Below are 12656 nucleotides of genomic sequence, written 5' to 3'. Positions count from 1 at the left end.
TCCCGCGCCGCACCCTTACTTCACCAGCGGGCAGCCGCTGTCCTTCTCCGGGATGTAGGCCTGCGCGCCCGGCACGGTCTCAAGCAGGGTGAGATAGTCCCACGCCCCCTTCGACTGGGCCGGCTTCTTCACCTCGAACAGATACATGTTGTTGAAGACGCGGCCGTTCACGCCGATCCTTGCATCCTTCATCATCATGTCGGTGACGGGGGTGGCGCGCATCTTTTCCGCCACCTTGTCCGCATCGTCGGTGCCGAGCGCCTTCACCGCCTGCAGATAATGGCGCACCGCCGAATAGACGCCGGCCTGGTTCATGGACGGCTTGCGGCCGGTCTTCGCCTCGAACGTCTTCGACCAGGCGCGGGTCTCGTCGTTCATGTCCCAATAGAAGGAATTGGAGAGGATGAGGCCCTGGGCGATGGGCAGAGTCAGGGCGTGGATGTCATTGATGTTGAGCAGCAGCCCGGCCAGCGTCTGGCCGCCCTGCGGCAGGCCGAATTCGGTCGCCTGCTTCACCGAATTGATGGTGTCGCCACCGGCATTGGCGAGGGCCACCACCTTTGCGCCCGAGGCCTGGGCCTGGAGCAGGAAGGAGGAGAAATCGGAGGTGCCGAGAGGCACGCGCACGCCGCCCTTCACGCTGCCGCCCAGCGCCTTCACCGTCTTGGAGGCCTCGTCCTCCAGCGAATGGCCGAAGGCATAGTCCGCGGTGATGAAGAACCAGCTCTTGTCGCCCTTGGTCACCAGCGCGCGCGCCGTGGCGGCGGACACGGAATGGGTGTCCCAGGTCCACATGAAGCCATAGGGGCTGCAGGCCTTGCCGGTGAGGTCCACCGAGCCGGGACCGGACATGAGGAAGATGCGCTTGCGGTCGCGGGTGATGCCCTGCACCGCCAGCGCCGCGGCGGAATTGGGCACGTCGGCGATGACGTCCACCTGCTCGGTGTCGAGCCACTTGCGGGCGAGGCTGGCGGCCACATCCGCCTTGTTCTGGTGATCGCCGACGATGATCTCCACCGGAACGCCGTTGACGGCATTGCCGAATTCCTCGGCGGCGAGGCGCGCGGCCATGGCCGAGCCCTCGCCGTTGATGTCGGAATAGACCCCGGCAAGGTCGGACAGGACGCCGATCTTGATCCTGCCGTCGGACACCTGCGCCGCGGCCGGATTGGCAAGCCCCGCGGCGGCAAGGCCGACGGCGGCGGCCAGAACGATACCCTTCATGTGCTTCTCCCTTTTCTTGTGGCGCAAGCAGTTTCAGGCGGGCCGGCAGCGGTCCGCCGGTCGAGAGCGCGGCCGGGTCCGCCGGCCGCAAGGCGCATCAGCGCGCCACATAACCCCCATCGACGGCCAGCGCCGTGCCGGTAACCCCCGAGCCCGCCGGCGAGCACAGGAACACCACGGCCCCGGCGATCTCCTGGGCGGTGACGGGGCGGCGGATGGGCTGGTTCTCCAGGAACACCTGGCGCACCACCTCTTCCGGCGGCAGGCCGGTGACCCGGGCCTGGTCGGCCACCTGCATCTCGATGATGGGGGTCATCACCATGCCGGGGCAGACGGCGTTGCAGGTCACGCCGGTTTCCGCCACTTCCAGGGCGATGGACTTGGTGAGGCCGATGATGCCGTGCTTGGTGGCCACATAAGCGGGCTTGTGCGGCGCGCCCACCAGGCCGAGGGCCGAGGCGATGTTGACGATGCGGCCGAAGCCGCGCCCGCTCATGCCGGCGATCACCGCCTTGCTGGCATGGAAGGCGGCGGAGAGGTTGACCGCCAGCAGCAGGTCCCATTTCTCGTCCGGGAACTCGGCCAGGGGCGCCACATGCTGGACGCCGGCATTGTTGACCAGGATGTCGATGGGGCCGAGGCGGCGGGCGGCCTCCTCCACCAGCGCGCGCACCTGCGCCGGGTGGCTCAGGTCGGCGTCCATATAGGCCACCGTGGTGGCGGCCTCCGCGGCGATCTGCGCCCGCGTGGCCTCGATGGCGGCGGCATCGCCGAAGCCGTTGAGCATCACGTTGCACCCCTCGGCCGCCAGCGCCCGCGCAATGGCGAGGCCGATTCCCGAGGTGGAGCCCGTGACGATGGCGTTGCGTCCCTTCATAAGCTCTCGTCCCGTCTTGAATGGATCAGAAGGCGACCCGGTCGGCGCCCTTGAGGTCGAGCATGGCCCGCGCCTCGGCGGGGGTGGCGATGTCGAGCGACAAGTCTTCGAGCACGCGGCGGATCTTGGACACCTGCTCGGCATTGCTGGAGGCGAGCTTGCCCTTGCCGATATAGAGGCTGTCCTCCAGCCCCACCCGCACGTTGCCGCCCATCATGCCGGCCATGGTGACGAACGGCATCTGGTGGCGCCCGCCGGCGAGCACCGACCATTGGTAGGCATCGCCGAACAGGTGGTCGGCGGTGTCGCGCATGAACACGAGGTTGCGCGCATCCGCGCCGATGCCACCGAGAATGCCGAAGATGGTCTGGATGAACAGGGGCGGCTTCACCAGCCCGCGATCGAGGAAATGGGCCAGATTGTAGAGGTGGCCCACGTCATAGCATTCGAATTCGAACCGGGTGCCGCAGCCCTCGCCCAGGTTCTGCAGGATATAGGCGATGTCGCGGAAGGTGTTGCGGAAGATGAAATCGTCGGTGGAGCGCAGGTAGGGCTCCTCCCAGTCGTGTTTCCAGTGCTTGTAGCGGTCGGCCAGGGGGAAGATGCCGAAATTCATCGAGCCCATGTTGAGCGAGCACATTTCCGGCTGGAAGGCGAGGGGCGCGGAAAGGCGCTCCTCCACGCTCATGTTGAGGGACCCGCCGGTGGTGATGTTGAGCACCGCGTCGGTATTCTGTTTCAGGCGCGGCAGGAACTGGCGGTAGACGGCGGCGTCGGGGGTGGGGCGGCCGGTCTGCGGATCGCGGGCATGCAGGTGCAGGATGGCGGCGCCCGCGGCGGCGGCGGCAAGGCCCTGTTCCACCATCTCGTCCGGCGTCACCGGCAAGGCGTCCGACATGGTCGGGGTGTGGATGGAGCCGGTGAGGGCGCAACTGATGATGACTTTCTTCGGCGCACGCACCACGGGGAAAACTCCTCTGTTCGCCGGCAGGGCTGCCGCGCGGGTTGCTGTGGTCGTCCTTGCGGCGGCCGGGGCCGTGGGCCGGCGCGCGGCGCGTTCCCGCCCGCCGAAAGGCGCTTCGGGTCGTTGAGCGTCAGTCGCTTTCCGGGGCCGGGCCGGGGCCATTGGCGCCGGAGAAGGTGTCGAGGTGGCGGGCCAAGGTGGCGCGCAGGGCCTGCGCCTCGTCCGGGCTCCATTCGCGAAAGCCCGCGCCGCTCTTCATGCCCAGCCGTCCGGAGGCCACCAGTTCCTGCAGCAGCGCCTGGGGGCCGGGGGTGCGGTCGAGATCGGGCAGGATGTAGCGGTGCACCATGAGGGCGAGGTCGGTGCCCACGAGGTCGGCATTCTCCAGCGGCCCCAGCACCGCCAGGCGCCGGCCGAAGCTCGCCTTCACCACCGCATCCACGGTGGCGGCGTCGCACACGCCGTTCTCCACCAAAGCGATGGCTTCCCGCCACAGGGCATGCTGCAGGCGGTTGCCGATGAAGCCCGGCACATCCTTGCGCACATGCACCGGCATTTTGCCGATGGCGCTCAGAAGGCCCATCATCGCCGCAATCTCGGCCGCGCCGGTGTCGCGGGCCTGCACCACCTCCACCAGGGGAATCTGGTAGGGCGGGTTCCACCAATGGGTGCCCATGGCGCGGTGGCGATGGCGCAGGCCCGCCATGATGTGGGTGATGGGAATGACCGAGGTGTTGCTGGCCAGCAGCGCATTAGCCGGGGCGGCCGCCTCCACCTGTGCGAACACCTGCTGCTTCAGCGCCAGATCCTCCGGCACCGCCTCGATGACCACATCGGCAGCGGCCACCGCGCCGGAAAGGTCGCCACAGGGGGAGATGAGGTCGGCGGCGGCCTCGTCCTGGCCCACCAGGCGCAGATTGGCCCGCACCCGCGCGCGGATGCCGGCGCGGCGCTCCGCATCCGCCTCATAGATGGCAACCTCGCGCCCCGCGGTGGCAAAGGCCTGAGCGATGCCATGGCCCATCAGGCCGGCGCCGATGATTGCGATCCGTGTGAGCTGCATTTCGTCCCCGGTTTCTGCGCCCGCCCCTTCGCCGGCGCCGTCGCGGCCGGGCTGGACAGGCTTCGTTGGGAGACGCAACAGCAAGCCCCATGCCAGCGCCGGATCGCGCGGCGAAATCCAGTGAAATCAACGGGCGGCGCGGCCCGGGCGGCCGGAAGGCCGGCGCCGGGCGTCCAGATTTGGGAACACTGCGACGGTGGATCGACCGTTTCACGCCCCAGCTGGCCTTGCCTTATGCCGCTTCTCGCGGGATGGGAGGGTGTCCTGTATATTGACACCCCTGTCCGCAATCAGGACACCCCCACGAGGCGCGCCGTCCCATGCAGAGCTTCGCCGATGACCGGTTCGCCGCCGCCCGCGCGCTGCTGCTGATGGTGGAAGGCATGATCGAGGGGGCGACCCTGGTGGATCGCGCCTCCCGCGTGGTGTGGTTCAGCGAGGGCCAATTGGCGCTGCTGGGCGGGCCGCGGCTCGCCGACGTGGTGGGCCAGGAGATCGAGCGCGTCATCCCCCACAGCCGCATGCGCGAGGTGGTGGAGACCGGCCGTCCCCACCCCCTGGACATCATCCAGTATGGCGAGCGCTGGCTGCTGGTCACCCGCCTGCCCCTGCGGGACGAGGCGGGCGAGGTGATCGGCGCCATCGCCTTCGCCCTCAAGAATTCCATTCCCTACCTGCGGCCCATCGCCGAGCGGGTGCAGCACCTGCAGGCGCGCCTTGCCCGCATGGAGCAGGCGCTCTCCACCACCCGCACCCACCGCTACAACGCCGAGCATATTCTCGGCGCGAGCCCGGCCATGCGGCAGGTGTCGCGGCTGCTGCGGCGGGCGGGGGAGGTGAAATCCCCCGTGCTGCTGCTGGGCGAGACCGGCACCGGCAAGGAGATGGTGGCCCACGCCATCCACGCCGCGTCGAGCCGGGTGAACCGGCCGTTCGTCGCCATCAATGTGGCGGCGGTGCCGGAAAACCTGATGGAGGCGGAATTCTTCGGCGTGGCGCCCGGCGCCTTCACCGGCGCCGCCCGCCAGCCCCGCCCGGGCAAGTTCCAGCTGGCCCACGAGGGCACGCTGTTCCTGGACGAGATCGGCGACATGCCCATCGCCCTGCAGAGCAAGCTGCTGCGCACCCTGCAGGATGGCGAGGTGGAGCCGGTGGGCTCCAATCAGCTCGCCCGGGTGGATGTGCGCATCATCGCCGCCACCAGCCGGCCGCTGGCCGAGATGGTGCGGGCCGGCACCTTCCGCCAGGATCTCTATTACCGCCTCAACGTGCTTTCCATCCGCCTGCCGCCGCTGCGCGAGCGCACCGGCGACATCGGGCTTCTGGCCGCGCGCTTCTGCGAGCAGACCGCCGCCAGCTTCGGGGTGCCCGTGCGCCCGCTGACCCCCGCCGCCCTGGCGCGGCTGGAAGACCACGACTGGCCCGGCAATGTGCGCGAGCTGGCCAATGTGATCGAGCAGGCCTATGCCCGCACCGAAGGCCCACGCATCGAGGCCGCCGACATTGCGGACGCCCTCGCGCCCGCCGGCCCCCTGCCCCGAAGCGCGGCGCCGGCCCCCGGCGCCACCGATCTCGCAGCCGCCGTGGCCGGCCTGGAGCGCGCCATGATCGCCGATGCCCTGGCGCAGGCCGGCGGCAACAAGCGCGAGGCGGCGCGCCGGCTCGGCCTGTCCCGCAGCAACCTCTATGCGAAGATGCGGCGCCATGGGCTGGCGGCAGCGCCGGACTGACGGCGCACATGCTCGTGCAGCCGGCACATATCTATATCTTTGGTTGCATTCTTCCGCATTCCACGCTTCCCTTGGCGTCCGGGGAGGCAGCGCCATGCGCCACGATCTCGGGGGCCTCGGAATTGACGGGCGGGTCCAATTTCTTGCCGTCCGGCGGAAAGCCTGGTGGCGACGGGCAAAGCCCTGGCCGGCCGCGGCCGCGCTGCTCGCGGGGCTGGTGCTGGCCGCCTTCGGCCCGTCGGCATCGGCGGTGGCTGCCGAAGCCACGGCCACGGTGCGTATCGAGGGGCCGACGCTGGTGCGGCTCTACGGTGCAAATTGCTGGACCCCGGGCTGCTGGCTTTCCGGCCTGTTCGCCCCCATCGTCCGGCGCGAGAACACCGCCGTCGTCACCGTTGCGAACAGCGGGACCGCGCCGGCCATCCTCACCCCGCGCTTTGCCCCCACCAACGGGCTTGGGGTGGCACTCGACGGAAATGCGCTGCTGCGGGCGCAAAGCCGGCTGGAAATCCCGGCCGGAGAGACCGGGGTCCTGACACTTTCCCTGCCGGGAAACACCCTGAGCGCCGGGCTCTATACCGGCGCCCTGAGCCTGAAGACCAATGATGGAAAGCTGCTCGCCGTGCCGGTGGAGGTGCGGGTCCGCAGTTCCGCCGTGGGGGCGCTGCTCGCGGCCGTGTTCGGCATCGTGCTGGGGCGCCTCGCCCAGCTGACCTATGATCCCAAGACCATCGCGCGGCTGGAGTTGCTGGACCAGATCAACGCGCTCGAACTCGACCTTGCCGGCATCGCCGACGAGGCCCAGCGCACGCGCCTGAAGGCCCAGCTGGAGCGGCTGCGCCGGCGCATCAGCGACCGCGCGGCGGACCCCGTCGCCCTCAAGCCCGAGATCGCGGCCCTCGCGCAGGAGATCATGACGGCCCGCTTCCCGGTGCCCCTGCCCGGAGGTTCGCAGGACGAGAGCATGGCAACCAAGAGCGCTCCGCTCCCGCAGAGCGCCGCCCCCGGACCGGGCGGTGCCCAGCGCTTCCTGCTGTGGCTTTCCGGCGTCTCCCCGGTGCCGCTCCAGTTCACCTATGATGTCCTGATGCCCATCCTCGTGCTGCTGACCCTGGTGGCGGTCACCTGCGTGTTCGTGCTGCAGCAATATGGCGGGGCGGGCGCCGATACGTTCGGCGCCGGCGGGCTCGCCGATTACGCCAGCCTGTTCCTGGCCGGCATCGCCTCCGAGGCGATTGTCGGCGGCCTGCGCAAGGTCAGGCTGGGATAGGGTGGAAGAAGACCTGCCGGTCCAAGGTGAAAATGCGCCGGCTATCCAGAAGATGCCGACGCAATGGAAGATAACAGGACCGCTCCTGTATTTTGGATGTGGCCGGCGGCGGCGCGCCACATCCTTGATGCGGATCAAATTACCAGTAATGCACCGGAGTTGACGGGGGTGAATGTTGACCCTTAGCTCGCGTCCGGGCTGGGACGGTCGCGGCGGCACGCGCGTGTCCGCCGGGAAGGGCCGGTTGTGACGGCGCCCTCGCTGTCCCACGCGCCGGCGGGCGGCACCGCAGGTGATCGGTTCCCGGCGAAGCGGCGCAGGCAAAGTGGCTTTCGGCGAAATGGCACAAAGCGAAGGAATGCATTCCATGGCTGGCCTTACCCCTCCTCTCCTGCCCTCCCTCGCTGATCCCGAAAGCTGGCGTGCGCTGTGGAGCCTGCCCTTCAAGACGCCGTTCGGCGCCGGCCTGAGCCCGGCCGCGAGCCCGGCACCGGCCGACCAGACCGCCGCACCCAGCCCCTTCGCCACCATGGGCGGCCCGCTCGGCGAATACATGCTGGACGCCTGGCAGCGCTCGGTCCTGTTCCTGGACCTCCTGCGCCAGCGCGGCAACGAGCAGGCGGAGATCACCGCGCGCCCCATGGCCACGGTGCTCAGCTTCGATCACGAGGTGCTGGTGAGCGGGCGTTCCCTGCCCCGGCCCATCAATTACGCCCTCTCGCGCATCATTCCGCCGGCAGGGGTGGAGGTGGACCCGCGCAAGCGGCCGGTGGTGGTGGTGGACCCGCGCGCCGGGCAGGGCCCCGGCATCGGCGGCTTCAAGACCCAGAGCGAGATCGGCGAGGCGCTGACCCACGGCCATCCGGTCTATTTCATCGGCTTCTCCGCCCAGCCGGAGCCCGGCCAGACCTTCCTCGACGTGGTGGAAGGGCAGGTTTCCTTCTTCGAGCGCATCGTCGCCATGCACCCGGACGCGCCGCGCCCGTTCGCCATCGGCAATTGCCAGGCCGGCTACCAGACGCTGATGGTGGCCATGCTGCGGCCGGACCTGTTCGGCCCCTGCATGGTGGCGGGCTCGCCCATGTCCTACTGGCAGGGCGAGCACGGCAAGAACCCCATGCGCTATTCCGGCGGCCTGCTGGGCGGCTCGTGGCTCACCGCCCTGGTCAGCGACCTGGGCAAGGGCAAGTTCGACGGCACCTGGCTGATCTTGAACTTCGACAGCCTGAACCCCGCCAACTGGCTGTGGGGCAAGCAATATGACGTCTATGCCGGCATCGACACCGAGGGCGAGCGCTATCTCGGCTTCGAAAAGTGGTGGGGCGACTTCATCACCCTAAACGGCGACGAGATCCAGTTCCTGGTGGACGAGATGTTCATCGGCGACAAGCTCACCCGCAACCAGATCCGCGCCTCCAACGGCACGGTGTTCGACCTGCGCGACATCACCTCCCCGCTCATCGTCTTCACCTCCAAGGGCGACAACATCTCGCCGCCGCCGCAGACGCTGGGCTGGGTGCTCGACCTCTACAAGGACGTGGACGACATCCGCGCCGAGGGGCGCACCATCGTCTATTGCATGAACCAGAAGGTGGGCCACCTCGCCATCTTCGTCTCCGCCAAGGTGGGGGCGAAGGAGGACGAGGAGATGGTTCGCCTCATGGACCTCATCGACTGCCTGCCGCCGGGCCTCTACGAGCTGGTCATCAGCCCGGCGCCCGAGGCGCAGGTGAAGGCCGGCGGCCCGGCCTGGCACAGCCGGTTCGAGATGCGCTCCCTGGACGATCTGCGCGCCCTCGGCCGCAACAGCGTGGAGGACGACCGCGCCTTCGCCGCCGTGCGCCGGATGTCGGAGATCAACCATTCCCTCTACCGCACCTTCCTGCAGCCCTGGGTGCGGGCGGTGGCGACGCCGCAGCTGGCGGAGCTGATGTTCACCGCCAATCCCTTGCGGCTGAGCTACACCCTGTTCGCCGACACCAACCCGTTCATGAAAGGCGTGGCCAAGGCGGCCGCGGAGGTGGCGAAGGCACGCCGGCCGGCTGCCGCCGACAACCCCTTCCTCGCCGCGCAGAAGGCCGTCTCCGACCAGATCATCGCCGGGCTCGACGCCTTCCGCGACCTGCGCGACCGCATGGTGGAGCAGAGCTTCTTCGCCATCTACGGCTCGCCCGTGCTGCAGGGCGCGCTGGGCCTCAACCTCGACCAGCCGGTGCGCGAGCTGCCGGCGGTGAGCCCGCAGAAGCGCGCCTTCCGGGAAAAGAAGATCGCCGAATTCCACGGCCGCGTGGCCGAGGGCGGCTTCAATGCGGCGCTGGTGCGCTCCGTGCTGTTCGTGGTGGCCGCCGAGCGGGCGCTGGATGAGCGCAGCGCGCACGCCCTGAACGAGGTGCGCCAGCGGCTGATGCAGCTTCCCATCGACGCCTTCAAGGCCCTGGTGCGCGAGCAGTTCTACGTGCTGCTGCTGGAGCGCGAGGGGGCGATCGCCGCCCTGCCCCGCATGGTGCCGGAGGACGGCACCCGCCGGGAATTGCTGGATGCGGTGGCCGCCGTGGCCGGTGCCGCCGGCTCCCTGCCCCCGGCGGAGCGCCAGCGCATGGAGGCCCTTGCCGCGGCGCTGGAGGTGGCGGCGCCCAAGCCGCCGGTGCTGACCCTCGCCGCCGACAATACGGCGGCGCCGGAAGCCGGGTGGCAGGCCAGCCCCGCCTCCGCCTGAACCCTGGCGCCGCCGCAGGTCCGCCCCGGCCGGCCGCTGCCGGCCCGGGCGCCCACACCCGCGCAGTCATCCGCCCCCTGCCCGACGCCGCCCCACGCTGCACGCCCTGCCGCGCGCCCGCGGCGGGACGCCGGCCGAACCCGAAGGACGCCGCCATGCCCACCATCGCAAACCGCACCTTCGCGCAGATCCATCCCGCCGACACCGCCACCACCCAACGCACCCTGAGCGCCGGCGACCTGCGCGCCTGGGGCGTCGCCTTCGGCGATGCCGGCATGGGCGCGGGCGCCGGTGACGGCGGGGCGACGGCGGCCATCGCCTCTGCCCTGTTCGCGGCCCTGGCCGGCAGCGCGCTGCCGGGGCCGGGCTCAAGCGTGCGCAGCGTCGCCGTCAGCGTCGCCGCGCCGCTGGTGGCGGACATGCCGCTGGCCGTCACCCTGACGGTGCGCGCCACCAACGCCGCCGACCAGAGCGTGACCCTGGACGGCCATCTTTCCGGCCCCGACGGCACCGCCCGCGCCACCGCGGTGCTGGAGGTGATAGCGCCCGCCCGGCCGCTGAGCCTCGACGTGCCCGAGCATCGCCTCGAAGACCTCGTCGCCCGCTGCCAGGGGCTCGCGCCCATGCCCACCGGCGTGGTGCATCCGCTGAGCCGCGACGCCCTGGAAGGCGCCCTCGACGCGGCGGCGGCGGGGCTCATCCTGCCGGTGCTGTTCGGGCCGGAGGCGGACATCCGCCGCATCGCCGAGGCGGGCGGGCTCGATCTCTCCGCCTGCCGCATCGTCTCCACCGGCGGCGAGGAGGAGTCCGCCGCCGCCGCCGCTTTGGCCGCCGGCAAGGGCGAGGTGGCGGCCCTCATGAAGGGCAGCCTGCACACGGACGTGCTGCTGCATGCGGTGGTGCAGAAGGAGGCGGGGCTGCGCACCGGCCGCCTGCTGAGCCACTGCGCCCTCATGGCCGTGCCCACCTACGCCCGGCGGGTGGTGGTGACCGACGTGGCCCTCAACATCGCCCCCGACACCGACCAGAAGCGCGACATCTGCCAGAACGCCATCGGCTTTGCCCGGGCGATGGGGGTGGAGACCCCCAAGGTGGCGGTGCTGGCGGCGGTGGAGATGGTGCGCACCAAGATGCCCGCCACCCTCGACGGCGCCATCCTCGCCAAGATGGCCGACCGCGGGCAGATCGTCGGCGGCATCGTGGACGGCCCCCTCGACCTCGACGCCGCGGTGGACGCGCAGGCGGCGCAGGTGAAGCACATCGTCTCGCCGGTGGCGGGCGCCGCCGACGTGCTGCTGGTGCCCAACATCGAGGCCGGCAACATGGTCTACAAGAACCTGTCCTTCATGTCGGACGCCCAGAGCGCCGGCCTGGTGGTGGGCGCCAGGGTGCCGGTGATGCTGACGAGCCGGGCCGACACCGCCGCCGCCCGGCGCTTTTCCGCCGCCGCCGCCGCGCTCTATGCCGATGCGCTGAAGCGCGAGCCCGGCGCCATCCTTCCCGCCACCGCCGACTGATCCGGCGCCACAGGAGAGCCCCCATGACCGATGCCGTTCTGGTGGTGAACGCCGGGTCCACCAGCCTCAAGTTCGGCGCCTATGCCACCACCGGCGGCACCGAGCCGCCCCTGCTCTGCCGCGGCATGGTGGACAGCATGGCGGGCGATCCCCACTTCGTCGCCAAGACCCCCGACGGCAAGCCCGTCGACGCCCACGAATGGGGCGAGGGCCACACCATCGACCACCGCACCGCGCTGGAATTCATCGTCGGCTGGCTGGAGCAACACGAGGCCAACATCAAGGTGGTGGCCGCCGGGCACCGGGTGGTGCTGGGCGGCACCCGCTTCGATGCCCCGGTGCTGATCACCCCCGAGGTGCTCGACTATCTGGAAGGGCTCTGCGCCATGGAGCCCTCGCACCAGGCGTTCAATGTGCGCGGCGCGCGGGCGCTGGCGCAGGCCTTCCCGGGCCTGCCGCAGGTGGCGAGCTTCGACACCTCGTTCCACCGCACCATGCCCGAGGTGGCGCAGATCTACGCTTTGCCCAAGGCGCTGCGCGACACCGGCGTGCGCCACTGGGGCTATCACGGCATTTCCTACGATTACATCAGCCGGCAGGTGCCCCAATATGCCCCCGGCGCCCGGCGCGTCATCGCCGCCCATCTGGGCGGCGGCGCCTCGGTGTGCGCCATGCTGGACGGGCGCAGCGTGGAGACCTCCATGGCGTTTGCCGGCCTCACCGGCCTGCCCATGGCCACCCGCTCCGGCGACGTGCCGGCGGACGTGATCTTCTATCTGCAGCGCAGCGGCTTTTCCCCGGACGCGCTGGAAAAGCAGCTCTACGGCAATGCCGGCCTGCTGGGCCTGTCCGGCGCCTCGGGAGACATGCGCCGGCTCCAGGACAGCGCCGATGCCGACGCGGTGCTGGCGGTGCGCTATTTCGTCTATGCCCTCACCAAATTTATCGGCGCCTATGTGGCCGTGCTGGGCGGGCTCGACGCGCTGGTGTTCACCGCCGGCATCGGCGAAAATTCGGCGCCGGTGCGCGCCGCCACCTGTGCCGCGCTCGGCTTCCTGGGCCTGGCGCTGGACACCGCGGCCAACAGCGCCAACGGCCCGCGCATCTCCACGCCGGACAGCAAGGTGGGGGTCTTCGTCATCCCCACCAATGAGGAACTGATGATCGCCCAGCACACCCTGGGCCTCGTGCGGCCGGCCTGAAGCCGCGATCCGGCGGGGCGCGGCGCGCCCTTGCCGGAGGTCAATGTCACGGGTGTCCAACGGGTTCAGCATGAATGCTGCGATGCGTCAGGG

Annotated in this window: 9 protein-coding genes; 5 read left to right on the top strand and 4 right to left on the bottom strand. The window is 70.1% G+C overall.

Annotated elements, in window-relative coordinates; all coding sequences use genetic code 11:
• Positions 1-15 precede the first annotated feature (15 nt).
• The 4 genes from ACI7BZ_RS14665 to ACI7BZ_RS14650 all read right to left on the bottom strand — a co-directional run bounded on the left by ACI7BZ_RS14665 (position 16) and on the right by ACI7BZ_RS14650 (position 4128).
• The gene (locus ACI7BZ_RS14665; protein ID WP_414117918.1) at positions 16-1224 is read right to left on the bottom strand and encodes an ABC transporter substrate-binding protein; all 1209 of its coding nucleotides are present in this window, start codon (positions 1222-1224) and stop codon (positions 16-18) included.
• Positions 1225-1321: 97 nt separating this feature from the next.
• A complete protein-coding gene (locus ACI7BZ_RS14660) occupies positions 1322-2101 on the bottom strand; it encodes a 3-hydroxybutyrate dehydrogenase (RefSeq protein WP_414117917.1) in 780 nt (259 codons plus the stop codon).
• A gap of 25 nt (positions 2102-2126) precedes the next feature.
• Positions 2127-3065 (bottom strand): 3,5-dioxohexanoate:acetyl-CoA acetone transferase, encoded by a 939-nt coding sequence (gene kce / locus ACI7BZ_RS14655; protein ID WP_414117916.1) that lies wholly within the window; start codon positions 3063-3065, stop codon positions 2127-2129.
• A gap of 130 nt (positions 3066-3195) precedes the next feature.
• The gene (locus ACI7BZ_RS14650; protein WP_414117915.1) at positions 3196-4128 is read right to left on the bottom strand and encodes a 3-hydroxyacyl-CoA dehydrogenase family protein; all 933 of its coding nucleotides are present in this window, start codon (positions 4126-4128) and stop codon (positions 3196-3198) included.
• Between the two features lie 320 nt (positions 4129-4448).
• Between ACI7BZ_RS14650 and ACI7BZ_RS14645 the strand changes: the two genes are divergently transcribed.
• The 5 genes from ACI7BZ_RS14645 to ACI7BZ_RS14625 all read left to right on the top strand — a co-directional run bounded on the left by ACI7BZ_RS14645 (position 4449) and on the right by ACI7BZ_RS14625 (position 12563).
• Positions 4449-5858, top strand: a complete 1410-nt coding sequence (locus tag ACI7BZ_RS14645) for a sigma-54 interaction domain-containing protein (RefSeq protein ID WP_414117914.1) — start codon at positions 4449-4451, stop codon at positions 5856-5858.
• Positions 5859-5952: 94 nt separating this feature from the next.
• Entirely contained in the window at positions 5953-7128 is a 1176-nt protein-coding gene (locus ACI7BZ_RS14640) for a hypothetical protein (RefSeq protein WP_414117913.1), read from the top strand.
• A 367-nt stretch (positions 7129-7495) separates the two neighbouring features.
• Entirely contained in the window at positions 7496-9844 is a 2349-nt protein-coding gene (locus tag ACI7BZ_RS14635) for a DUF3141 domain-containing protein (RefSeq protein WP_414117912.1), read from the top strand.
• Positions 9845-9999: 155 nt separating this feature from the next.
• The gene (locus ACI7BZ_RS14630) at positions 10000-11361 is read left to right on the top strand and encodes a bifunctional enoyl-CoA hydratase/phosphate acetyltransferase (RefSeq protein ID WP_414117911.1); all 1362 of its coding nucleotides are present in this window, start codon (positions 10000-10002) and stop codon (positions 11359-11361) included.
• Positions 11362-11384: 23 nt separating this feature from the next.
• Positions 11385-12563 carry an acetate/propionate family kinase gene (locus ACI7BZ_RS14625; protein ID WP_414117910.1) on the top strand — a complete coding sequence of 393 codons (1179 nt, stop codon included), beginning with the start codon at positions 11385-11387 and terminating at the stop codon, positions 12561-12563.
• Positions 12564-12656 lie beyond the last annotated feature (93 nt).

It is taken from the genome of Xanthobacter sp. AM11, assembly GCF_047444035.1.
Lineage (GTDB): Bacteria > Pseudomonadota > Alphaproteobacteria > Rhizobiales > Xanthobacteraceae > Xanthobacter.
Note: the sequence above shows the minus strand (reverse complement) of the source record. Positions and strands in the feature narration are given on the sequence as shown.

Excerpts from the sequence above, each read along its gene's own strand:
- ACI7BZ_RS14660 (WP_414117917.1), bottom strand. The coding sequence starts at position 2,101 with ATGAAGGGACGCAACGCCATCGTCACGGGCTCCACCTCGGGAATCGGC.
- ACI7BZ_RS14635 (WP_414117912.1), top strand. The coding sequence starts at position 7,496 with ATGGCTGGCCTTACCCCTCCTCTCCTGCCCTCCCTCGCTGATCCCGAA.
- ACI7BZ_RS14625 (WP_414117910.1), top strand. The coding sequence starts at position 11,385 with ATGACCGATGCCGTTCTGGTGGTGAACGCCGGGTCCACCAGCCTCAAG.
- ACI7BZ_RS14640 (WP_414117913.1), top strand. The coding sequence starts at position 5,953 with ATGCGCCACGATCTCGGGGGCCTCGGAATTGACGGGCGGGTCCAATTT.
- ACI7BZ_RS14650 (WP_414117915.1), bottom strand. The coding sequence starts at position 4,128 with ATGCAGCTCACACGGATCGCAATCATCGGCGCCGGCCTGATGGGCCAT.
- ACI7BZ_RS14645 (WP_414117914.1), top strand. The coding sequence starts at position 4,449 with ATGCAGAGCTTCGCCGATGACCGGTTCGCCGCCGCCCGCGCGCTGCTG.
- ACI7BZ_RS14665 (WP_414117918.1), bottom strand. The coding sequence starts at position 1,224 with ATGAAGGGTATCGTTCTGGCCGCCGCCGTCGGCCTTGCCGCCGCGGGG.
- ACI7BZ_RS14630 (WP_414117911.1), top strand. The coding sequence starts at position 10,000 with ATGCCCACCATCGCAAACCGCACCTTCGCGCAGATCCATCCCGCCGAC.